23 protein-coding genes and 1 tRNA gene are annotated in these 22518 nt (G+C 65.9%); 5 read left to right on the top strand and 19 right to left on the bottom strand.

Annotation, left to right across the window (positions count from 1 at the left end; all coding sequences use genetic code 11):
- Window positions 1–46 precede the first annotated feature (46 nt).
- On the top strand, window positions 47–1246 hold the full coding sequence (locus ACEU5R_RS23455) for an MFS transporter (RefSeq protein ID WP_392412008.1): 1200 nt from the start codon (window positions 47–49) through the stop codon (window positions 1244–1246).
- A gap of 157 nt (window positions 1247–1403) precedes the next feature.
- Here ACEU5R_RS23455 and ACEU5R_RS23450 read toward each other — a convergent pair whose 3' ends face one another.
- From ACEU5R_RS23450 to gspG, 15 genes are all read right to left on the bottom strand, one after another.
- A complete protein-coding gene (locus ACEU5R_RS23450; RefSeq protein ID WP_103272833.1) occupies window positions 1404–2870 on the bottom strand; it encodes a lytic polysaccharide monooxygenase in 1467 nt (488 codons plus the stop codon).
- 255 nt (window positions 2871–3125) lie between these two features.
- Complete coding sequence (locus ACEU5R_RS23445) at window positions 3126–4322, bottom strand: sensor histidine kinase (RefSeq protein WP_392412006.1); 1197 nt, start codon at window positions 4320–4322, stop codon at window positions 3126–3128.
- Window positions 4323–4342: 20 nt separating this feature from the next.
- Complete coding sequence (locus tag ACEU5R_RS23440) at window positions 4343–5029, bottom strand: response regulator transcription factor (protein WP_392412004.1); 687 nt, start codon at window positions 5027–5029, stop codon at window positions 4343–4345.
- A gap of 176 nt (window positions 5030–5205) precedes the next feature.
- Window positions 5206–5679: a type II secretory pathway, pseudopilin PulG gene (locus ACEU5R_RS23435; protein WP_103272830.1), complete on the bottom strand. Its 474-nt coding sequence runs from the start codon at window positions 5677–5679 to the stop codon at window positions 5206–5208.
- Window positions 5666–6055 carry a type II secretion system protein gene (locus ACEU5R_RS23430; RefSeq protein ID WP_392412002.1) on the bottom strand — a complete coding sequence of 130 codons (390 nt, stop codon included), beginning with the start codon at window positions 6053–6055 and terminating at the stop codon, window positions 5666–5668. Before ACEU5R_RS23430 ends, ACEU5R_RS23435 begins: the two co-directional genes overlap by 14 nt.
- A complete protein-coding gene (locus ACEU5R_RS23425; RefSeq protein WP_103276334.1) occupies window positions 6030–6506 on the bottom strand; it encodes a type II secretion system protein in 477 nt (158 codons plus the stop codon). Before ACEU5R_RS23425 ends, ACEU5R_RS23430 begins: the two co-directional genes overlap by 26 nt.
- 8 nt (window positions 6507–6514) lie before the next feature.
- Entirely contained in the window at window positions 6515–8314 is a 1800-nt protein-coding gene (locus ACEU5R_RS23420) for a secretin N-terminal domain-containing protein (RefSeq protein WP_392412000.1), read from the bottom strand.
- A complete protein-coding gene (locus ACEU5R_RS23415; RefSeq protein WP_392411998.1) occupies window positions 8311–8796 on the bottom strand; it encodes a hypothetical protein in 486 nt (161 codons plus the stop codon). The genes ACEU5R_RS23420 and ACEU5R_RS23415 overlap by 4 nt, the downstream gene beginning before the upstream one ends.
- Complete coding sequence (locus ACEU5R_RS23410) at window positions 8793–9368, bottom strand: hypothetical protein (protein ID WP_392411997.1); 576 nt, start codon at window positions 9366–9368, stop codon at window positions 8793–8795. Before ACEU5R_RS23410 ends, ACEU5R_RS23415 begins: the two co-directional genes overlap by 4 nt.
- Window positions 9365–9874: a hypothetical protein gene (locus ACEU5R_RS23405; RefSeq protein ID WP_392411995.1), complete on the bottom strand. Its 510-nt coding sequence runs from the start codon at window positions 9872–9874 to the stop codon at window positions 9365–9367. The genes ACEU5R_RS23410 and ACEU5R_RS23405 overlap by 4 nt, the downstream gene beginning before the upstream one ends.
- Before the next feature lie 17 nt (window positions 9875–9891).
- Complete coding sequence (locus ACEU5R_RS23400) at window positions 9892–10635, bottom strand: hypothetical protein (protein ID WP_392411993.1); 744 nt, start codon at window positions 10633–10635, stop codon at window positions 9892–9894.
- On the bottom strand, window positions 10616–12181 hold the full coding sequence (locus tag ACEU5R_RS23395; protein WP_392412022.1) for a GspE/PulE family protein: 1566 nt from the start codon (window positions 12179–12181) through the stop codon (window positions 10616–10618). Before ACEU5R_RS23395 ends, ACEU5R_RS23400 begins: the two co-directional genes overlap by 20 nt.
- Before the next feature lie 56 nt (window positions 12182–12237).
- Window positions 12238–13437: a type II secretion system F family protein gene (locus ACEU5R_RS23390; RefSeq protein ID WP_392411991.1), complete on the bottom strand. Its 1200-nt coding sequence runs from the start codon at window positions 13435–13437 to the stop codon at window positions 12238–12240.
- A gap of 1 nt (window position 13438) precedes the next feature.
- Window positions 13439–13918 carry a lytic transglycosylase domain-containing protein gene (locus tag ACEU5R_RS23385; RefSeq protein ID WP_103272821.1) on the bottom strand — a complete coding sequence of 160 codons (480 nt, stop codon included), beginning with the start codon at window positions 13916–13918 and terminating at the stop codon, window positions 13439–13441.
- On the bottom strand, window positions 13908–14336 hold the full coding sequence (gspG, locus tag ACEU5R_RS23380; protein ID WP_392411989.1) for a type II secretion system major pseudopilin GspG: 429 nt from the start codon (window positions 14334–14336) through the stop codon (window positions 13908–13910). The genes ACEU5R_RS23385 and gspG overlap by 11 nt, the downstream gene beginning before the upstream one ends.
- 294 nt (window positions 14337–14630) lie before the next feature.
- Between gspG and ACEU5R_RS23375 the strand changes: the two genes are divergently transcribed.
- From ACEU5R_RS23375 to ACEU5R_RS23365, 3 genes are all read left to right on the top strand, one after another.
- Complete coding sequence (locus tag ACEU5R_RS23375; RefSeq protein ID WP_392411988.1) at window positions 14631–15224, top strand: cytochrome b; 594 nt, start codon at window positions 14631–14633, stop codon at window positions 15222–15224.
- Window positions 15225–15370: 146 nt separating this feature from the next.
- Window positions 15371–15446, top strand: a tRNA-Gly gene (locus tag ACEU5R_RS23370).
- Window positions 15447–15672: 226 nt separating this feature from the next.
- Window positions 15673–17616, top strand: a complete 1944-nt coding sequence (locus ACEU5R_RS23365; RefSeq protein ID WP_023103875.1) for an integrase arm-type DNA-binding domain-containing protein — start codon at window positions 15673–15675, stop codon at window positions 17614–17616.
- A 37-nt stretch (window positions 17617–17653) separates the two neighbouring features.
- On the opposite strand, the gene ACEU5R_RS23360 is transcribed toward ACEU5R_RS23365, so the two are convergent.
- On the bottom strand, window positions 17654–18622 hold the full coding sequence (locus ACEU5R_RS23360) for a Dyp-type peroxidase (protein WP_020924940.1): 969 nt from the start codon (window positions 18620–18622) through the stop codon (window positions 17654–17656).
- A gap of 118 nt (window positions 18623–18740) precedes the next feature.
- Entirely contained in the window at window positions 18741–19394 is a 654-nt protein-coding gene (locus ACEU5R_RS23355) for a substrate-binding domain-containing protein (protein ID WP_023106332.1), read from the bottom strand.
- 119 nt (window positions 19395–19513) lie between these two features.
- On the opposite strand from ACEU5R_RS23355, the gene ACEU5R_RS23350 reads away from it, so the two are divergent.
- On the top strand, window positions 19514–19807 hold the full coding sequence (locus ACEU5R_RS23350) for a helix-turn-helix domain-containing protein (protein ID WP_009459591.1): 294 nt from the start codon (window positions 19514–19516) through the stop codon (window positions 19805–19807).
- A gap of 22 nt (window positions 19808–19829) precedes the next feature.
- Here the strand turns inward: ACEU5R_RS23350 and ACEU5R_RS23345 are convergent, their stop codons facing one another.
- Together ACEU5R_RS23345 and ACEU5R_RS23340 are read right to left on the bottom strand one after the other, a co-directional pair.
- Window positions 19830–20720, bottom strand: a complete 891-nt coding sequence (locus ACEU5R_RS23345) for a LysR family transcriptional regulator (RefSeq protein ID WP_023103878.1) — start codon at window positions 20718–20720, stop codon at window positions 19830–19832.
- 484 nt (window positions 20721–21204) lie between these two features.
- On the bottom strand, window positions 21205–22371 hold the full coding sequence (locus tag ACEU5R_RS23340; protein WP_020924942.1) for a glutathione-independent formaldehyde dehydrogenase: 1167 nt from the start codon (window positions 22369–22371) through the stop codon (window positions 21205–21207).
- Between the last annotated feature and the right edge of the window lie 147 nt (window positions 22372–22518).

Here is a 22518-nt window from a genome sequence, read left to right as displayed (position 1 = left end):
GCGCGGCCACGTCATCCCCATCAACGCCCACACAGGAGTTCCCCAAATGCAAAAGCGCCATGCCGCACTCGGGATGTTCGCCGTGCTGTTGTTCTCGTATGTCATCAACGCCATAGACCGGCAACTGTTCTCGGTGCTGGCGGCCGATGTCCGCAATGCGCTGGATCTGAGCCTGCCGCAGGTGGGGCTGGCGTCCACGGTCTTCACGCTGGGCATGGGCGTGGCGGGCATTCCGACCGGCTACCTGCTGGGCAAGATGTCGCGCAAGTCGGTCACGCTGGTCGGCCTGGTGATCTTCTCGGCCGCGACCTACCTGACCGCCTACTCGCGCGGCCTGCCCGACCTGCTGCTCTACCGTTTCGTCTCGGGCCTGGGCGAAGCCATGCAGCTGACCGCCCTGCTGGCCATCGGCACGGGCTACTTCTTCCAGCACCGCGCGGTCGCCGCCAGCTCGTTGAACTTCACCTTCGGCATCGGCGCCATCATCGGCCCCAACCTGGGCGCCGCCATCCTCGGCGCCACGCACTGGAAAATGCCCTTCATCGTGTTCGGCCTGTCCGGCATCGTCGCCTTCGTACTGATCGTGCCGCTGGTCAAGCCCTGGTTCAGCGAAGCGCGTCCGCAACCCGATCCGGCCGCGAACCGCGCCGGCGCGCCGGCCGATCCCACGCTGGACAGCCTGTGGGCCCCGACGCCGCTCATGCTGGCCGTCGCCACCGCCTTCGCCGGCCTGTCCATCTACGGTTATCTGGGCCTGTACCCGACCTATCTGCGCGACGCGCTGGGCTTCACGCCCAAGCAGGCGGCGGGCGCGGTCAGCTTCTACGGCCTGGGCGCCCTGCTGTCGCTGCTGGGCGGCTGGCTGGGCGACCGCTACGACTACCGCAAGCTGCTGTTCTTCTCGCTGCTGATCTCGGCCGTGGCCGGCGGCCTGCTGTTCACCGAACTTGGCCGTTCCCTGGCGCTGCACGCGACGCTGTCCTTTGTCTTTGGCGCGGCCATCAGCGGCATGGTCTACGCCAATCTGTCGGCGGGCATCATCAAGTCGGTCAGCAGCGCCAAGGCCGCGCAGGCGTCCGGCCTGTTCGTGGCCAGCCTCTACATCCCCGCCGCTTTCGCGGGCTACCTGCTCGGCCACCTGAAAGGCGGAATGGGCTGGACCCTGGCCGGCATCCTGCAGGTGTCGGGCTGCGCGCTGCTGGCGGCGCTGCTGGCCATCATGGCGGGCGCGCGGCGCGCGGATTGAGCGCCCTTGAAGCGACCGCCAGCCTCATGCGCCGGCGCAAGCTGCCTGCCCTGAAAAAGGCAGGGCCCGGCGCAATGCCGGGCCCCGCTCCACAGACTCCGGACTCCCCTGCCCGTCCCATGGGACGGGCCGACGGGAAGCCGGATCCGCTACCGCCTTACTTCACGGCGGTCCAGGCTTCCGACCAGTTCAGGCCCGTGCCCGGCGCATAGTACTGCGCCGACTGGCCGCACCAGTTGGTGTAGGGCCACGGCTTGCACTCGAAGTCCTGGCCAGCGTTGCTGACGCGTTCGCCGGCCTTGTAGGCCGTGCCTTCCTTGTAGGCCGGGTACTTGCCGCCGCCGGTGCCGCCGCCGCCCTGGTCCTGCTTCTTGACCGTGACGGTGTGCTCGGCCGAGGACGAGCCCTTTTCATTGGTCACGGTCAGACCGAACGTGTAAGCCTTGTCCTGCGACAGCTTGGGCGCGACGAAGCTCAGGTCAGCCTGGTTCACCGGGGCGGTGATACCGGCCGGCAGCTTCCACAGATACGTCAGCTTGCCGCCGCCGTTGTTCGAGTTCTTGCCCGACAGCAGCACGGTGGCGCCGCCCTCGGCGGTGGCCGGGCCGGTCAGCTTGGCCGTCGGCGGCACGATGCCGGTGGGGGGATCGACGGGCTCCGGACCGCGCTGGTCGACGGCGAAGCTGTAGACCTTGTTCAGGCCGTAGACTTCGTTGCCGTTGGCAACCGGCTGCGGCACGACCTTGCCGTCGGCGCCGAGCTTGCCCAGGCGGACGATGCCGGACGCATTGTTGGTCTTCTGGGACAGCACATACTGCCACTGCTCGGGCTTTTCCTGACCCTTGGACACGATGATCGAGTGGCTTTCCAGATCGCCGCCGCGCACCTTGTCGAATACGCGCAGGGTCATGGTCGAGCCGGTCTCGACCTGGCCGCCCTCCAGCGTGCCGCTGGCCTTCCACTGCATGTCGACGGGCATCACGTCCACGTTCGAGCACGAGTAGAAGCCTTCCTTGGCATCCCCCGGATCACGCTGCCAGACCGTGTAGATGACGCGCTTGCCGGTGTACTGGGCCGGGATCTTCACGTCCAGCTTGGTAATCTTGTCGTCGCCGGGACGGTCCAGCCAGCCCGAATCGCCGATCAGTTCCAGATCGGACCAGCGCAGGCCGGCCTTGGGATCGTAGCTGTCCTTGCTGATGTAGGTGCGGAAGTACTTGGTGATGTGCGGAGCGGTCTGCTGGTACTTGAACGTCAGCTTGCCGTCCGCGCCCGGCGTCAGGACCGTGGTGGGCCAATCATAGTTGCCGTCGATTTCCTTCCAGTCTTCCTTGCCGCCAGCGCACAGCAGGCCGTCGGGAATGTAGTCCTGATGATTGTCCAGCACGCCGCCCACCGCATTGGACATCCAGCTGGACGACTGCGAGGCGATCTTGCCGCAGCCGCTGTGCTTGGGATTGCTCCAGGGGGTATCGAACTTGTTGCACGCGTATTCGCGGCTGGGCGGGTCGATCAGGGAACCGTGGGCGTTGGCGGAGGTCGGAGCCATGGCCATCAGCACGGCCTGGGTCAGGGCCGCGACGGGCAGCGCCATCTTGACCGCGTTGCGCAGGGAAGCACGCATCTCTGTTGAGTCCTTTGAATGTGAGAATGAAGGTGAGCGCCAACGCGAATCCGGATGAAGCCGCGAATCGCGAAAGCGGGCGCATTATGTGGACCGCCCTTCATTCGAAAAACCATTCTCAAGAGAGCCTGAATATCGGAGCGCCAGCTGGCCTGAACCTGCGCTGCGCGCACCTCGTCCCGCGCCTCGCCCGCCGCTCCAGCCGCGCCGAGGCCGGCATTGCCCTTTCGATAAAAAAGGCGCCGTCAAGGCGCCTTACTCCAACCGGACCGCCGCGCCTTGCGCGGCTTCGCCGGGTTCTGGAGGATCCTCGTTTTCAAGCGCGCCGCCGCGCGGCAACAGCGGCATGGTCAGGATGAACGTGCTGCCCTGGCTCGGCCGCGATTTCACCATCACTTCCGCGCCATGCCCCTTGGCCACGGCGGCCACGATGGCCAGGCCCATGCCCACGCCGTCCTGGCAGTGCCTGCGCGCTCCGGCGGCCCGATAGAACGCCTGGCACAGCCGGGGCAAGGCCTCGGCCGCGATGCCCACGCCCTGGTCCGCCACGTACAGACGCGCGGCATTGCCCAGCCGCTGCGCGCCCAGCGTGACCCGCGTGCCGGAAGCCGAATACTTGACGGCGTTCTCCAGCAGATTGACGACGGCGCGCAACAGCATGCAATAGTCGCCGGCGACCCACAGCGTTTCATCGCCGTCCCGCACGTCGATCGACACGCCCTTCTTGTCGGCCAGGGGCAGCACCTGGTCCGCCGCGCTGTGCGCCAGGTCTTGCAGCGACACCGGCAGGAAACGCGACCGGTCCAGCCGTTCCGCGCGCGACCTCTGCATGAAGTGCTGCGCGACCGACAAGCCGTATTGCACCTGGTCCCGCACCGAACGCAGAAAGTCATGATGCACCGCCTCGGCCTTGTCCGCGCCCTGCTTGTCGACCAGCGCCAGAACGGCCGACAGGGGACTGCGCAGGTCGTGCACCATCTGCGCGACGGCGTCGCGGTCGGGCGCGGCGGGCACGAGCTTCGGCGGTTCGGATGGCGTCGCGGCCGCCTGGGGCACAGCCTCGCGCGACACCAACGCCTGGATCCGTGAAGCGCCGACGCGCCAGTGGACCACGCAGCCCAGCATGAACAACACCGCCATCACCGGCGACCCCGCCGGCGTCACGCGCCGCGCGATGATCAGCGTCAGCACCACGGCGGTCCAGAAGACCGCCAGGCGCAGCGCGGCTCGTCCACGCTGATGGCACAGGCCCAGGGCCACGATGAACAAGGCAACGCAGGCGATGACCAGCACATCCGCCGCGCTGAAAGGCCGGGGCGGCGAACCCACGCGGCCTCCCGGCAGAACCAGCGCCAGGGCGACGATGCTCAGGTGACAGCACAGCCAGGCGTTACGGCAAGGCGCAAGCGCCGTATCGTTGGCTCGCGAACCCGGAAAATTCGACAGCTCCATATCCCACCATCCCAGAAAAATCAGGCCACGCGCTCCAGGCGGTATCCGTAGTTGTAGACCGTGGAGACCACATAGCCGTTGCGCGAGCGCAGGCCCAGCGCCGAGCGCAGGTTGCTGATGTACGTGGCCAGGCTGGCGTCGTACTTCCGGTCCACGGTGCCCCAGATGTGCTGGCACAGCGCGTCCTTGGTCAGGATCCGGCCTGGGTTGCGGAACAGCAATGCCGCCAGCTCGAACTCGCGCGCGGGCAGGCTGACGGGCCGCCCTTGCACGGTCAGCCTGCGCGATTGCAGGTCGAACGCATAGGGGCCGACCTGCAGCTCCTGCCCCGGCGCATCGGCATGGCGGGAACGCCTGGTCTGCGCGGCCACGCGCGCCAGCAGCTCGCGCTCGCGCAGCGGCTTGTGCAGGTAATCGTCCGCGCCCGCGTTCAGCGCGGTGACGACGTCGTCCTCGTCGTCGCGCTGCGTCAGCATCAGGATGGGCATGGAGCGGTTCAGATTGGACCGCGCCCAGGACAGCACGGACAGGCCGGACGCGCCGGGCACTTCCCAGTCCAGCAAGGCCGCGTCCACGACCTGGCTGCGCAACAGCGCGATGAAGCTGTCGCCATCGCCGCGCGCCACCACCTGATGGCCGCGATCGTGCAGCAGCTTGGTGACCCAATCCCGCTGGGCCGGACAGTCCTCGAGAACGGCGACGATCATGCTGCGCCTCCCCGGGTCGTCGCAGGTACTTTGAACATGCGCATGCCTCCGGTCAGTTATGTGTCAGGGACGCATCATTCCATAACAAATTTGCCCACCCAATCAGAAAATTCTCAAAGAAAAGGTGTGGTAGTTTTTGCTAACCAAATTCACTTTCCGTGGCAGAAACCGGCCTCTCAACGCCGCTCGTCGTACAGGAAGATCCAGTCCGCGTAGCGGCTCTTGCCCGCGAAATCCCCCAAGCTGGCGGGGAATCCGTCCTGCTTGAGCGGCTTGCCCGGCGCCTGGCTGTAGACGCCGATGACGCCTCCGTCGGGCCCCTTCACCACGCCCCAATCGGCGCTGCCCGTGAGCGGATCCCGGTACAGGCGGCGCAGATGCCGCAACATGAACGGCACGCGGCTGTCCTTGAGCAAGGCGTCGAGGGATCTTGGAAACGCCGGCGACGGGCCGGCCCGGTAGTAGGATGCGATGGCTCGCTGGAACTGCTGGCCGATGAACAGCAGCTCGGCCTCGCGCGCGCGCTGCTGCTGCATGCTCCAGGGTCGCGCCGTGGCGGCCAGGCCCGCGGCGATGGCGGCCGCCAGCATCAGCACGCCCAGGTACGCCAGGCCGGACTGCGCGCGCGCCGGCGCGCTACCACGCCTCATAGCTGCTTCCGTCCAGGCCCTTGCCCGGCGCGCCGCTCGTCACGTCCGCCACGCCGCCTTCTTCGGCGGCCTGCGTCTTCCAGGAATCGCGCTTGCCCGTCAGCGGGTCCAGCGGCAACTCGCGCAGGTACTTGCCGGACACCAGCTTTTCCAGCCCTTCCGGATTGACGCCATGATCGGCGCGGTAGTCGTCGATGGCCAGCCGGATCGCGCGCAGATTGTGTCGCAGCACCGTCTCTCGCGCGCGGTCGTTGCTCTTGAAGAAAGAAGGCGCCACCAGCGCCGTCAGCACGCCGACGATGGCCATCACGGCCAGCAACTCGATCAGCGTGAAACCGGCGCAGGCGCGCCTACCATTCGTTGTACGGGATGCCATTGGTTCCTTTTCTTTCGCTGCGGGAGCGCAGGTCGAACACGTCGCGGCCGGACGAGAATGACTCGGCCGAACTGTCGTAGCTGCGGGTCTCCCAGGTGTCGGCCGCGTCCGTGCCCTCGCAGGACTCGCACATCGGATCCGCCGGCAGGCGCCGCAGGAAGTACAGCTTGCCCCCGTTCGGATCGGTCTTGTCCGTCACGCCTCGCGTCAGGCTGTCCAGATCCGGCGGATAGCCGCTGCGATCCAGGGACTTGTCGATCTTCCCCTCCAGGCTGGCCGCGTGATAGGCGTCGATCGCATCGCGCACGATGCGCAGGCTGTGCCGCAGGTCCTCTTCCTGATTGCGGCGGCGGACCAGATCGGCGTAGGGCAGCGCCACGCTCAGCAACAGCGCCAGCAGCGTGAGCGCGGCCAGCATTTCGATCAGGGTGAAGCCTTGTTGCCTGCGCATGGACATCCTCAATACGGCGGCGCCAGCGGCGCGTCCAGCCCGGGCCGGGCCGGCGCGGTCGTCAAGGGCAGCACGGTCACGCTGGCTTCGGTGCCGGACGGGAAATAGCTGTTGGACGCCGCCGGCAGCTCTAGCGAACGCTCCACGTGCGGCGTCAGCAGCAGCACGATCTCGGTCGACTCCTCGCTGTCCTTGGTGCTGCCGAACAGACTGCCCAGCCATTCCAGCGTGCTCAGCCCCGGCAGGCCGCTGGTGTTGCCGGATTGCTTCTGATTGACCAGCCCGGCCAGCACCTGCGTTTCGCCGTCCCTCGCGGTCATGACGGTCTCGGCGTTGCGGGTGCTCATGGGATAGACCACGCCGCCGCCGGCCGTCTTCACCTCGCCCTTCAGGTTGCTGACTTCCATGCTGACCTTGACGGACACGTCGTTACCCAGCGTGACCTGCGGCTCGACCTGCAGGCTCAGGCCGACGTCCTGATAGTTCACCGACTCGGTCACCACGCCATTGGCGTTGGTGGTGGTCACCACCGGCACCTTCTCGCCAATCTTGATGCTGGCCTTTTCCATGTTGCGCACGCGGATCTTGGGATTGGCAAGCACGCGGGTCTTGCCGCGCTTCTGCAACAGGTTCAGGGCCATGGACAGCTCGTTGCGGCTGGAAACGCCCAGCATTTCGCTGTTCAGGCCGAGGATGTCGCCCACGGTCACCTTGCCGCTCTCGCCTTGCGGCAGGATAGACAGGCGCAGGTCGCTGGGATAATCCACGCCGACTTCCAGCTCGTCATTGGTGTTCACCTCCAGCACGCGCACGTCCATGGTCACTTCCGATTGCGCCAGGTCCAGGGCGGCGACGATGCGCTCGGCCACCGCGATGACCTCGGGTGTATCGCGCACGATCAGCGCGTTGGCGCGTTCGTCCAGGTGTACGTTCTTGATCGTGCCCACCTGCCGCAGCGCGGGCACCACCTTGGCGGCCTGGGCATTGCTCAGGTAGAACACGCGCACCATCAGCTCGCGGTATTCCTTGGACTTCTCCGCGCTGGCCGGATAGATGAGCAGGCTGCGCTCGCTCAGCACCTTCTTCTCGAGCTTGCTGGTGCGCAGCAGCAGATTGATGGCGTCCTCGGCGGTGGTCTGGTCGGCGATGATGGTGGCCGGCGCCGACGCGGCCACCTCCGGATCCAGCACGAAATCCACCCCGGCGATCTTCGAGATGGCCTCCAGGATCTGCACCACCGGCTGCGACTTGAAATTCAGCGAGACGGGCTTGCGCAAGGCGTCGGCCAGCCTCGGCCGCGCCGAGGCGCGCTGCGCCTGGGCCCGCATCAGGGTGGCGCGCAGCGCCCTGGCCGGCTCGTAGTCCGGCTGCTCCTGCAGGATGCGGTTGACGACGTCCAGCGCCTCGGTCGGATGGTCGGCCTGCCGCTTGCCGGCCTCGGCCAGGTCCCGCTTGAGCAGCAGGCGGCGCTCCAGCTGCGCCTGCAGCTGGCGGGCGCGCATATTGCCGGGCTGGACGGCCAGCAAGGCGGACAGTTCCGCCTGCGCGCCGGCTTCGTCGCCCGCGGCCATCTTGCCGCGCACGCGCCGCAGCAGGTCCAGCGCGGCCTGCGCGCCATCGCGCGCCAGGTTCTTGTCGTTCTCGATATCGTCGGGCGACTGCTCCTGGCGGGCCAGCGCCTGCGCGTAGCGTCCGGCGGCGTCGGACGCCGGTGCGTCGCCGGCGCCCTGCTTGAACATTCCCGACGCCGAGCAGCCGCTCAGGACGAGACCGAATAGCGCCGCCGTGGCGGCCGATCTGGAAATCATGATGATCCTGTTCCTTGAGGAAATTCGGAAACGACCGGCAGGTCCACGCTTACCTCCTGGCCGTCCGGCGCCAGCAGGACCGCGCGGTCGGGTTCCAGGGACTTCAGGCGATACCCGTCCCGGGCCGCGCCGCCGGGCCGCAGCGCGGATGGCGCGGCGCAGCGCCGGCACAGCAAATACAGGCGATCCTCAGACCGCAACACCACGATCCGCTGCCCCGCTTCGCGCCACTCGCCCACGCGGGCAAACAGCGGCGCGGCGACGGCGTCCGCCGCCTGGGCGGACCAGGACCGCTGCGCGGCGGCGGACGCCGCGTCCGCATCCGCGTCCTGTCCTTGTCCGTCCTGCGCTTCCCGCGTCGCGCGCGACAGCGAGTCCCAGCTTTGCGACGGAAAGATATCGACGTTGCCCGCCCGCGCAATGCCCGCGACACCGCAGGCCGCCAGCAACGCGGCCGCCATGCCCATGCGCGCCCGGCTCATCGCGGCGCTCCCAGCATGCTCAGCTTCATCTTCACCTCGATCAGCCGGTTCTCCGGACGCTGGCGGTCCAGCGCCAGCGTCTCCATGCGCAGCAGCGGCTGCGCGGCCAGCAGTTCCAGCGCCGCGGTCAGGTCCTTGTACGAGCCCACCGCCGATACATCCATCGAGGTGCGCCGCAGGCTGCCGCGCACCGCGTCCTCGCCGCGATAGCGAATGTCGATCAGCAGCAGCCCGGCGCCGCCCAGCTGCTCCATCACGGCGAACTTGCGCTGGTCCAGCGCCATGCGCAACTGCGCGCGCACCTGCTCCATGGCAGCGGCCGGCGCCGACGCGGGCGTGTGGCAGGCCTGCAATTGCGCGATCAGCGCGATGCGCTGGCGGCGCAGCTCGCCCTGCTCGGGCCGCAGCACGAAAGCGCCATGAACGGCCAGCACGATGGCGGTGGCCAGCGCGAGCAGGCCGCCCCGGCCCAGCGCCGCGCGCCAGCGCTGCCAATGCCAGCGGCAGCGCGCCAGCAACGGGACATTGCCCAACGCCTCGCGGCGCTTGGCCAACGCAGCCGGCAGGTTCATCGGACCTCCACGAAAATCGATACGACGATGGCCCGATTCGGATCGCCCGGCCGCAGGCCATGGCGCTCGACCACGGCGTAAAAGCCGGGCTGCGCCGCGTTCAGGCGCTGAACGAAGGCGAAGGCCTCTTTCAGGCTGGCGACCAGCATTTCCACGCGTGCGCTTTTTCCGCCCGCCTCCAGCTTCAGCCCGAGCATGGCCACGCGCGGCGACCAGGCCTTCTCGACCGCGCGCAGGATGGCCGGCCGCAGCCGGTCCTCGGCCCGCTGGCGCGACAGCAGGGCCTCGATCTCGCGCTCCTCGGGCGATTGCGCCAGCCTGCGGCGCTGCTCGCGTTCCTGCTGGAGGCGGCGCTGCGCCAGGCTGTCCTCCATGGACGCGACCTCGCGGCGCAGGGCCAGGACGCTCCATTCGCGCCAGGCCGTCAGGCCAACCACGACCAGCAGCAGCACGCCGGCGACCAGGCAGGCGCCATTGAGCCCGGCGCGCCGCGCGAAGTCCGCCATCCCTCTTGTCCGGGCCTTCATGCCGCCACCGCCAGCATGGGATGCGGCGCGCCCAGCCAGCGCGAGGCGTCCGGCAAGGGCAGCGCATCCGGCGCGCACAGGGACGACCAGCGATAGCCGTTCCCGCCCGCGCGGCCGCACAGCAGTTCGGCCGCGGACAACAAGGTCTCCAACGACTGCCCCGGGTCGCGGCGCAGCGTGATCAGATCTTCCCAGCCCTGTGCGGACCGCCACAGGCAGCTCAGCGCACCGGTCTCGGCCAGCACCAGGCCGCCGCTGTCGCGCAGCGCGGCGCGATGCCGCGCCAGGCAGGAAGACAGCAGATCGTGGCAGGACCAAAGCCGCCAGCCGCCTGCCGAGGCCATGCGTTCCAGCGCGTCGAGCAGGCCGGCATCGATGCCGAACGCCAGCCGCGCTCGGCCATGGCGGCCCGCTTCCAACCGCAGGCGCAGCGGTCCGGCGACGCCGCGCTCGCGCATCAGCGCCCGCGCATAGGCCTCCCATTGATGATCGCCGCCGCCCAGCGTGACTTGCCAGGGCAGCACCTGCGCATGCGCCCACGGATAGCCGATCCACACGCGCAGCCGGTTGCGCCACGCGCCGCGCCGGCGCCGCGAATCGGCCAACAGTTCGGCAGCCGCGCCGGCGGGATCGCCGCCATGCGGCCGGCTGCGGCCATGCGCCAACGGCGCCGCCGGCGCCAGCAGCGCCACCTTCTCGGCGTCGATCAGCATGGCGCGTTCATTCCATAGCGACGGCACGGCACACCTCCTGATAAGTCGTCAGTCCGCGCGCGACCGCCTCGCCGGCGGCGTCGCGCATCGATTGATAGTCGGCGCAGGCGGCCAGGGCCGCCTGCCTGCGTTCCGGGGACCGCTCCAGCAGCGCGGATTTCATGCGGCTGTCCAGGCGCAACACCTCGGCCAGCGCGATGCGGCCCAGGAAGCCGGTGCCGCGACAGGCCGCGCATGCGGCCGCCGGCGCGACAGACCCGCCGCCGCAATGCGGGCACAGGCGCCGCACCAGCCGCTGCGACACCACGCCGTTGAGCGATTCCAGGAACGTGGCCGCCTCCACGTCCATGTAAAGAAAACGGTCGATCACGCTGAAGGCGTCGTTGGCGTGCACCGAGGACAGCACGCGATGCCCGGTCAGCGCCGACTGCACGGCGATGGCGGCGGTCTCCGCATCGCGGATCTCGCCCACCAGGATCGTGTCCGGGTCGTGGCGCAGGATCGAGCGCAGCCCCCGAGCGAAGGTCAGCCCCTTCTTTTCGTTGACGGGAATCTGCAGCACGCCGGCCATTTCGTATTCCACCGGGTCCTCGATGGTGATGATCTTCTCGTCGCCGGTGTTCAGCTCGGACAGCGCGCCATACAGCGTCGTCGACTTGCCGCTGCCCGTCGGGCCCGTGATCAGCGTCAGGCCATAGGGCAGCTGCGCCAGCGCGCGGATGCGCGCGGCGGTCCGCGCCGGAAAGCCCAGGCCATCCAGGCTCAGGCGTTCGTCCTTCTGCGAGCGGTCCAGCAGACGCAGCACCGCGTTCTCGCCGTGGCTGCCCGGCATGATGGACACGCGGAAATCCACCTCGCGGCCCTGCAGCTCGACCTTGAAGCGTCCATCCTGCGGCACGCGCTTCTCGGCGATGTCCAGGCTGGACAGCACCTTCAGACGCGACATCACCTGGTTCGCGGTGAGCTGGCCGGGCACCTTGCGGATGGTGAGCATCGCGCCGTCGATGCGGTAGCGGATCAGCAGCCCTTCCTCGTCCGACTCCAGGTGGATATCGCTGGCGCGGCTCTGCAGGCCATCATAGAGCGTCATGTTCACCAGCCGGATCACCGGGCTTTCGTCCTTGGCGAGCGAGGCGATGGAAATCGACTCCACCGCCTTGGCCAGCGTGTCCTCGGCCACGTCCACGGCGACCCCGTCGAGCACGCGCTCGCTGGCCTCGGCCTGCTTGAGCCAGGCATCGACCGCGCCCGGCAGGGCCAGCGCGAACAGCACCGGCCGGCCTTCGAAGCGCGCCTGCAGCCACAAGCGCGCGCGCCGGTCCAGCGGCGCGCCCATGACCGCCAGCAGCTCGCCGTCCCGCTCCACCATCGCCACGCGGCAGTTCAGGGCATCGGCCAGCGGCAGCACGTCGTGCCTGGCGACGGCCCTGTCCCAGTCGGCCGACTCCATGTGCTGCATGCCCAGCGCCATGGCGACCACCGGCAGCAGCTGCGGCGCGCGCGCGAGTTCCTGCTCAAGCAGGCCGGGCCGCGCGATCCACGCCAGCGCCTGCGTCGTCCCGGATGCGGGCATTGGTTCCATCATGTTCATCTCCTGGCCGTAGGGCGCGAACGCCTGTCCGCGCGCGCCTATCCCATGCTGCTGGCCAATTCGAAGATCGGCATGTACAGCAGCACCACGATGGTCCCCACCATTGCGCCGACCACCAGCATCAGCAATGGCTCGAAGACCTTTCCGAAAACCTCGACCGCATGGTCCAGGGTGCTGTCATGAAACAGCGCGATCCGTTCACACATGCCGCCCAGGTCGCCGCTGTGCTCGCCCACCCGCAGCAGGCGCCGCGCCACCGGCGTGGTCAGTCCGTGCGCGGCCAGCGTCTCGCCCACGGCCCTGCCGGCGCGCAACTCGGCCAGGGCCTGCTCCAGCCTCGCGGCCAGCCGTTGCGGCAACAGGCGCTGCGACAGCTCCAGCGCCTGCAGCACCGGCGTGCCACCTTCGACCAGCAACCCCACCGTCCGATAGAAGCGCGCCAACACGAACAGAAAGGCCACATCGCGCAGCTTGGGCAGCCGCCAAAGCTGCGCGGCCAGCGCGGCGCGGATGCGCGCCGTGCGCAGCGCCAGCACGGCCGCCACGATCACGCCGGCAATGCCCGCGCCCAGCGCCATGCCGTGCTCCCGCACCAGCCGCGCCCACCAAAGCAGGGCCTGCGCCGTGGCCGGCAAGGACTGCAGGCTTTCGAACACCACGGCGAAACGCGGGATCACGAAGAACAGCATGAACATCAGGACGCCGAAGCCGACCGCGACCACGGCGGCCGGATACAGCAAGGCGCCCACGACCTTCTTGCGGATGTTCTCGATCCGCAGCTCGTAGTGCTGATAACGCCGCAGCGCCTGTGGCAGCTGCCCGCTGCCCTCGGCCGACGCCACGGTGGCCACCAGCAACTCCGGGAATACGTCCGGCTGCGCCTGCATGGCCTTCGACAGGGGTTGCCCCTGGTACAGCTCCTTGAGCAGGTCCGCGAGCACGGCCTGCACCTGGCGGCTGCCGGCGCCGGCCTTGTCGCTCAGAGCCTCGAGGGCTTCGATCAGGGCCAGCCCCGCCTCCAGCAGCGCCGACAGCTCCTGCAGCAGCAGGCCCAGCGAGATACGGCGGCGCTTGCCGGCGGCGCCCGCGATGCGCGCGGGCCTGACCCGCTGCACGTCCAGGACCACGCCCTCATCCGGGCCGATCTGCGCGACGGCGGCGTCCTTGCTGCCGGCGCGGCATACGCGCTCGCAGACCTGGTCCCGCCGCAACAGCCGGACCCTGTATTCGCCGCCCATGTCAGCCGCCAACCCGGCGGCGCCGTTCGCGCTCGCCCGCCAATTCCAGGTAGAGCGGCCATACCCGCTCGACATAGCGCGTCCTGGCGGCCTCTCGGTTCGCCGCACTGCCGGCGTTGTACGCGCCGACGGCGCGCCAGGTGCGGCCATGCCGCCTGATGAAACCGGACAGGATGGACGCGCCCACGTCGATCGACAGGCAGGGCTCGTCCAGCAGGCGCTGGCGCGTGATGCCCTGGCGCGCGAGGTCGGGCAGGTGCATGCTGTTGATCTGCATCAGGCCGATGTCATGGCTGCCGTCGCGGTTGCGGTTGATGGCCCGGGCATCGAGCGACGACTCCGCGCTGGCGATGGCATAGAGCAGCAAGGGATCGATGCCGTGGCGCTGGCCGGCGGCGCGCCAGCAATCGGGCGCCGCGCTCGCGGCAGAAGCCGACAACAGGCAGGCGACAGCCAGCGCGGCGCGCGCCCTAGAGGCCATAGACCAGTTCCCCATTGCCGCCCGCCCGACCTTCCTCGCCCAGCGAAACGATCTCGGCCTCGCCGCCGCGCCCCGGCACGTTCAGCTGATAGGGCCGCCCCCACGCATCGGCGGGCACGTCCTTCGCCAGGTACGGGCCGTACCAATTCGAGACGCCCTGAGGCGCCTTGACCAGCGCCTGCAATCCCTGGTCGGACGAGGGATAGCTGCCCACGTCCAGCCGGTACTGCACCAGCGCGTCGCCCAGCGTCTTCATCTGCGCCTGGGTGGCGCGCACCTTGGCGCGGTCGACCTGGGAAAAGAGCTTGGGCCCGACGTAGCCCGCCAGCAAGGCGATGATCAGCAAGACCACCAGCAGTTCCAGCAAGGTGAAGCCCTGTTGCGCGGCGCGGCCACGCCGCAGATTGAAAGTCTTCATGATTGCGCTTGGTATCCAAAGAGCGCCGCGCTCGCGGCGGATCCCTCGCGCGGCACGGCGCGCGGGCGGCGGATCGGCGTGCCGCCTTCTGGGAAAGGCCGGCATCTTGGCACCGCGCATGCGCGCCCTCAACGTTTCCAAAACGAATCTAAATTGCGCGGCCCGCCGGCATGGCGCAATCGCGCGTTCGCGTCTTTAGAAAACACTGAGAAGCGTGGCGTCCGCTACGCCGCGCCGCTTCAATGGCGCCTTTTTTTCGACGCCGACAGGCGCGCAACCCAGGAACGACGAAGCATGAACCCGTCCATTCATGCCGCCCACGGCGGCTATTCCCGAGCCCAGATCGCCTTGCATTGGCTGAGCGTGGCCCTGATGTGCTCACTGGTGCTGGCCGGCGAACTGCGCCACCTGCTGGTCGAGCATGCCGACATGCGGATGCGGCCGATCATGATCGTGCACATCGGCAGCGGCATGGCGCTGCTGGTCGTGATGCTGATGCGCAGCGCGCTGCGCGCGGGCCGCGCCAAGCCCATCGGCGCGACCACCCTGCAGCAGTGGTGCGCCCACATCGTGCACCTGGCCATGTATGTCTTCGTGCTGGGCGAATGCCTGGCCGGCTGGGTCATCGTCAACGCCAAGGGCCTGGTCATTCCGATGCCCGGCACGGGCTGGGACTTTCCCCGTCTGGTGGACGCCGACCCGCAACTGGTCCGCTACATGGTCCAGGCCCACGAATGGCTGGGCTTCCTGCTCTACGCCCTGCTGGCCGCGCACATCGGCGCCGCGCTGTGGCATCACTGGGTCGTCAAGGACGGCACGCTGGGCCACATGGGCCGTCCGGGCTGGCGCCTGGCGCGGCGCGGACAGCGCTTGCAGAACGCGTCCTGAGTCGGATTCAAAATGCTCGCGGATTCCGGTTTTGCGCAAATCCGGAATTCGGGTAGAATTCGCTCCCGCCTTGGTTCCGGTTGATTGACCCGAAAGCCAGGCGCAGGCAACGGCGCGGTCCGCATGACGGCGGCGCCAGCCAAAACGCGGGAGTAGCTCAGTTGGTAGAGCGCAACCTTGCCAAGGTTGAGGTCGCGAGTTCGAGACTCGTCTCCCGCTCCAAATTTTGATCCACAGACTTCTACTGGGGTCTGTAGGTCATTGAAAAAAGGAGCTTCGGCTCCTTTTTTCATTCCAGCGAGTGCCACGGAAATCCACCCACAGCTACCGTTTTTGAGTGACCAAATAAGGCACAAGAATACGGGTGGGTCGGCTACCGGATAGTTGCTGGGGCTGAGCGGGGACCATGACGAGCATAGGGCCTAAGTCATTACTTAGGAGTCTCGAAATGGCGCTCTCTGATCTGACCGTCCGGCAGGCGAAGACCACCGGAAAACGCTACACCCTCTCCGACAACGACTGCCTGGGCCTGATGGTCTCAGCCGCAGGCGGCAAGTCATGGCAATTCCGCTACTACTGGCTGGGCAAGCAAAAGCGCCTGTGCCTGGGCGGCTATCCTGCTCTCAGCCTGCGCGAGGCCCGGATCGAGCGAGACAAGGCCCAGGCCCTGCTCGCCAGGGGGATCGATCCTCAGGTCGAGCGCGACCAGAAACGGCACGCGGCCAAGCTGGCGGGCGAATACACCTTCAAGACCGTCTTCGATGCCTGGGTCGAGCATCGCCGCAAGGAACTCAAGGAAGGCCGTCAAAGCACGCTGTCGCAGATCCTGCGCATCTTCAACAAGGACGTGTTGCCCACCCTGGGAAGAATGTCGATCTACGACATTCGCCGCCCCCAACTCCTGGGCGTCTTGGCGGCGATCGAGAAACGCAAGGCGTTCACCACCGCCGAGAAGGTCCGCACCTGGTTCAACCAGTTGTTCCGCTATGCCCTGGTCATTGCCGAGGGGTTGGAAGTCAACCCGGCCGCCGACCTGGACGTGGTGGCAGAGCCCAAGCCCCCCGTAGCCCACAATCCCTACCTGCACCTGCCCGAGATGCCCGAGTTCCTCCAGAAGCTCCGGCTCTACAACCCCCGTGGCTGGCAGACCCAGCTTGGCGTCCGGCTGCTGTTCCTGACCGGGGTGCGCACCGGCGAACTGCGATTGGCCGAACCCGAACAGTTCGACCTCGACAGGGGCTTGTGGATCATCCCACCGCAGATCGTCAAGCAGCTCCAGGATGAAATGCGCAAGGCAGGGAAGCGGCCGCAGGATGTGCCCCCCTATATCGTGCCGCTATCCCTGCAGGCCATCGAGATCGTGCGCTATCTCCTGGGGGTGATGCGGCCGGCGCAGAAGTACTTGCTGTCACACCGCAGCGAACTCAAGAAGCGCATCAGCGAGAACACCCTCAACAAGGCCGTGCAGCTCATGGGCTATGAGGGGCGCCTGACCGGCCACGGCATCCGCGGCACTATCTCGACGGCGCTCAACGAGATTGGCTACCCGAAGATTTGGGTGGACGCGCAGCTTTCCCATTCCGACCCCAACAAGGTGAGTTCGTCCTACAACCACGCCAAGTACGTTGAGCCGCGCCGTCGGATGATGCAGGACTGGGCCGATCGGCTCGACCTGCTCGAACAGGGCGAAGTGGAAGCCGCGAGCGCGCATCTGACCATCCGTATCGACGGGGCGCCGGCGATGGCAGAAGTGGAGGAAGCGGTGGATGCGACCCTCGCGATGGCCGAGCCCACTCCTCCCGGCGTCCCGCCCGTCGTGGCCACGCCTATTGTCGTAACCCCGAGCAGCGGCGGCATCACGTTCCAGCGGCTGTCTCAGGTACCGCCGCCTCCGACGCATGCCCCAGAGCCGGAAGTGTCCGCGATCCAGCGCGAGCGCGAGGAAATGCTGACCATCTACGAGTCTCCAAGCAGCTTGCCGGTCCCGCTGTTCGGCAAGCTGGCCGGAAAGTCCAAGGACCAGATCAACCGCGAACTGAAAGCGGGCAAGTTGCTGTCCATCAGTTTGGGCAATCGGGGGCAGCGTGTTCCCGATTGGCAACTGGTGCCGCTCAAGCACAAGCTGGCCCAGGTGCTCATGAACCAGTGCCCGCACGCGGATTCGTGGGATCTGTACCGCATGCTGACCCAGCCGCACCCTGACCTGGGGGACCGCGCGGCCATTGATGCGGTCACGCCGACCAACGTACCGGCGATCATCCAGGTCATCATGGGCGACTACCAGCACTATGCGGATATGCCCGAGGCCATTGCCCCGTACCCCATCCCCGAGGATGTGCGGCAAAGCGTTCGTCGGCTGGTGGATAGCGCAGTAGTTCTAGACGGAGCATAGGGCTCTCAAACCTTGCAGGGGCCTTGCGGCCCCTGCATTACGCTTGCACCGCCTCCACGAGTTCGCTCAGCGTGCGCGGTGCGGGAGCGAAGAACACGGCGCCGGTGTGCGCCGTCGAGAAATCGAGCAGGCGGTCGTGCATGCCTGGCGGATCGCCGAGGAACATGCGCTCCAGCATCTTCTGCGTCACCCACAGATGCCTGGAGTAGCCGATGAAGTAGGTGCCATATTCGCCCTGGCCGGGGCGGCCGAAGGGCATGTTGTCGCGCAGGATGTCGTGCTCGGTGCCGTCGTCGTCCACGATCGTGGCGAGGGTCTTGTGCGATTTCTGGCCGCTCGTCGCGTCGGGCAATTCGACATTGCTGACGATCTCCCGGCCGATGATCCGCTCTTGCTCGTCCTTGGCGAGCCGAGCCCACGGCTGCATTTGGTGCAGATACTTCTGCACCACCAAGTAGCTGCCGCCGGCGAACGCCTGATCTTCACTGCCGACCAGCGTCGAGGCGCCGATGTCGTGCCCGGTCGGGTTGGCCGTGCCATCGACAAAGCCAAGCAGGTCGCGGGAGTCGAAGTAGCGAAAACCGACCACCTCGTCGGCCACCGTCACGCTGCTGCCCAGTTGGTCCAGCAGCAGGCGCTCGAATTCAAAACAGAGGTCCTCGCGTTCGGCACGGATGTGAAAGAACAGGTCGCCGGGCGTGGCAGGCGCGGTGTGCTTGGCACCCTCGATGGGCACGAAGGGCCGTAGTTCCTTCGGGCGCTTCCCGGTCTGGAAACGGTCCCATAGCGCCGATCCCAGTGCAGTGATGCACGACAGCCGGCCGTTGAGATCGCGGAAGCCCACCGTTTTGATCAGGTCGTCCAGCCCGTCCAAGACGCCGGCGACCGCCTGAAGGGCCTCGTGGCCCTCGGCGACCGTCAACGTGAGAAACACCGCCGCGCGCGACAGCGGCGCATCGATGCTTTGCGAGTCAATTGGTACTCGATCCCAACCACTTCCAACCATTCGTGCCTCCAAAGACCATGTTAATTCATCATATTGCCAGAGATGGAAGCGCTATCACTGGCGCGCTAACAGGCGCGTGCCGCTGCAATTACCCGCACGCAGCCTCGGCGAGAGCGGGCTATGGGGTATTCGAGCAAGCCGCCCTGTCCCTGGCAACCAGCATTGCCCTGTGCTCGAACCGCTCAGAAACAACATTGGCTCGTCCGTGGGGTCGCTGCAGGTATGTCACGATCTCGTAGGGGCCGTCTGAAAGCGGTCGCATAGTGATCCCCCACGCATGGGCACGCTCAATGCGCGATTGCGCGGAGAGCCCCACTCCGTAGCCAGCGGTCACCCAAAGCGCCATCATCTCGAACGAAGTCACGTGCTGAATGCTCTGCTGGCTCAACGGAAGAAAGGACAGTCGCTGATCCAGCAGTAGGCAAGCCTCCGCCGGCCAGCGAAACACCGGATAGTCCAGAAGCTCGGCAAGCGTGATCTTCGCCTGGGCAACTAAGGGGGACCCCAGCGGCACTGCAACAGCCACGTTCTCCACCCAGAGCGGTTGGCTTTTCACAGCCGGAGCACCAGCGTTCCGAAGCGTCATTCCAGCGTCGTAGCGGCCTTCCTCAAGGCCCGTCAACAGATCATCGGCTGAGGTCTCAAAGAACGTGATGGTGACTTCTGGTTCCTCCGCGCGCTGTAGGGCAAGAAGCGTTGTGAGGCAAGAGGATGGCACTCCGGGCGCGATAGCAAGCCTGAAATGGGAAAACTGGCTGGTGGCGTCATGCATGAGGGCCCCCAATAAGCGATCTGTCCAGAAAGGCAAACCAGCGTTTCAGGAAAGAGTGAAGTTTAACGTCGTTATCTTTAACGTGGTTAATTGTGGCAGATTGTTTGACGCTTCTGCTAATGCAGAAATCAACAATTCAGCCAGGCCGTCCTTCTGGCACATCGACGTATGAATCCGAGTCGGCGTTAGCCTTCGGACAGGCCGTGCGCGCTGCGCGCGTCGCTCAAGGAGTCGCGCAAGACGAGTTCGCATCTCGGGCAAGCATTTCGCGTTCTCACATGGGTAAGATCGAGCGTGGTGAGCACGTGCCCACGCTTCCGCTCATACTGAAAATTTCTACGGCACTTGGAATAAGCGCGGCTGACCTGATGACGGCGACCGAACGCAATCTGCGTGCCGACACTGATCCCTGAGTGTCTAGCCTGCCAGGCTCCGTCAACCGTCCGAAGAGTCGCGAAGGCGAACGATAAATCGCTCCACCGAAGCCGATAAATTGCCGCCGTCCGGCCGAAGCAGGTAGGTGGTGATCACGGCAGAATCCATCGCCAAGGGGCGGATCACCACATCCGGCCGTTGGGAGATGGGAATCTTGGTCGCCGTCATGAAGCCGATGCCGTAGCCGGCGCCGACCAACGTGAGCATCATGTCCAGCGAGGACACTTCCTCGACAACATTCAGCTTGTGCTCCAACGTGTTGAGCAGCCGCTTGAGTTCGCGGCAATAGCCCTCGCATACCTGCGGGTCGCACAGGACAAGTGGATGGCCTTGAAGTTCTTGAAGTGGCACCTCCTTGTAGGTGAGCAATGAGTGACGAGCTGGCACCGCAATCACCAGCGGGTCGTGCCAGATTGGTTCGGCAGCGATACCGTCGCCGACATCGCCCGTGTGCGCGAACCCGATCATGAAGTCGCCCGAACGCAAGCCACGCACTTGCTCTGCCAGAGGCACTTCTGACAAGCGTATTTCGATCTCCGGCTCCTCGGCGCGGCAACGAGCCAGAAATGCCGACAGCCGTGGATCGATAGCCCCATCTGATACAGCGATGCGCAGGCTACCGCGCAAGCCCGATGCCACAGCCTTGGCATTTTCACGAGCCTGTTCCAGCACTGTGAATAGACGGCGAACATCTTGCAAGAAGACCGCGCCCGCCGCCGTTAGAACTGTTCCTCGTCGGTTTCGGTCGAAGAGCACTACGCCCAACTCGTCCTCAAGTTCCTTGATGGCTCGTGATAGCGGTGGTTGTTCGATATGCAGGCGCTCAGCCGCCCGCGTGAAATGTAGCTCCTCAGCAAGAACTACGAAGCAGCGAAGATGGCGCAGCTCCATAGGCCACCCTCCCGTTCCGACTTATCCAACACTGTGCTATCTCCCTATAGAAGTGACTGCCATTCTGGCGGCGGCGAGTTCGGCCACATCATTGGAAACTTCTGGCTGAATGAGCCAGGGCTGGGTTGACCGTGCGATGGCCCGAGGCAGGCACAACACTAGGCGAGCCTGATCAAGTCCGTGGGGTGATAAGGATCAGACGAAGGCTATCTCCAGCCACGCACGTCAATGGATGCCGTGCATCGTCCCCGTCTGACCCTTGGCCGATTGCGAACCAAGCGCTTGAACACGCTTGCGGTTGATCATCACCTGCGGATTGCTGAGGCTCTGCTCCTGGTCCGAGCCAAGGCAAGTACCCTGGGGCAGACGGCAAATGCCGGCGAAAATATTCGCCGGCTCCAGTTGCTGCCCGGAGACTGGCGGGACCAGAATGCCTCTCACCAGAAAGTGTGAGACATCCTGATGCTTAGCCCGCGCCGGATGCTTAATGCCGCACTGAACCATGCGGGTCGATGACGTACTTGTATGCAGAACCCGCGTCGAACTCTTTGTACGCGGCGGGCGCGTCTTCGAGCTTGATGAACTTAGTGTTCATCATCGGCGAAAGGTAAGGCATGCGATCGTTCAGTATCGCCCGCATTAACGCGTGGTTGTAGTTGGCCGTCGGAGATTGACCAGCCGACATTCGCGGCGACTTGATCCAGGCGTTGGACCATTCCAGATCCATATGGCCTTTCTTGGCTTTCGGGTCTTTCGAGATCGGGTTTGCGCAGTACACACCGACCGTACTGGTCATTCCGCCGAAGCGGACATATTTGAGCATTGCGTTGGTAACAGCGCTCTCCACGATCTTGTCAGCCTCCGCGCCAAACCCGCGGCAGTCCACACCAACATAGTCGATGACGCGATCCACCTCCCTGTGCCCGGTAATGCGTTCGAGATGCTCCTCGATCGGCACGCCGTCGGAAAGGTTGATGGTTTCCACGCCGTGTGGCTTGAGAAGGTCCAGCCGCTCTTGAATGTAATCGGCAACGATGATGGCGCCTGCACCCAGAAGTCTGGCGCAGGCGGCACCCGCTCTGCCGACCGGCCCGGCACCGAAGATCAGGATGTTTTCGCCGACGACGTAGGCCGGCGCGGCTGGCCAGTCTGGGCCAGCGAACCCATGGAAAGCTGTGGGTAATACGTCAGAGAGAAGGGTCAGGTCGCGGATTTTTTCCATGGCGGCATCCTTGTCAGGGAAGCGAAGGAGATTGAAATCCGCATACGGTACGAAGAGATAATCACCTTGCCCCCCCGTCCAGCCACCGAGGTTGAACCCGTAGGCTCCGCAGTCGATTTCGGGGTTGGTGTTCTCGCATACATCGGAGCGCATATGCTTGCAGTTGTAGCAACGCCCACACCCCACATTGAAGGGAACGGAAACGATGTCGCCCTTCTTCACGACTTCGACGTCTGATCCCACTTCGATCACTTCGCCGGTCATTTCATGGCCCATGGTCATTCCCTTGGGAACAGCAAACGAACCGCGATAAATGTGAAGGTCGCTGCCACAGATATTTGTGGTAACTATTTTGAGGATAGCGCCATGGGGTGCGCTTTTCCCTTGAGGGGTTATCAGCTCTGGAAATTTGAAGGTGTTGACCTTCATTTCCAAGGGCTTCTCGAAAGTCACGATTCGGTTACCGGTCGGAGTCATTTCGTCACCTCTGTGCGTTAATGTTTCCATCTTCTAAATCGAAGTGGGAAACGAAATTTACCGCTGTCAAGAAGAACGATCGTGGTACTGCCTAGCCGT

This window comes from Achromobacter sp. 413638, from assembly GCF_043119405.1.
Classification (GTDB): domain Bacteria; phylum Pseudomonadota; class Gammaproteobacteria; order Burkholderiales; family Burkholderiaceae_B; genus Achromobacter.
The sequence above is the reverse complement of the archived record's forward strand: the minus strand, read 5'-3'. Positions and strand labels throughout refer to the sequence as shown.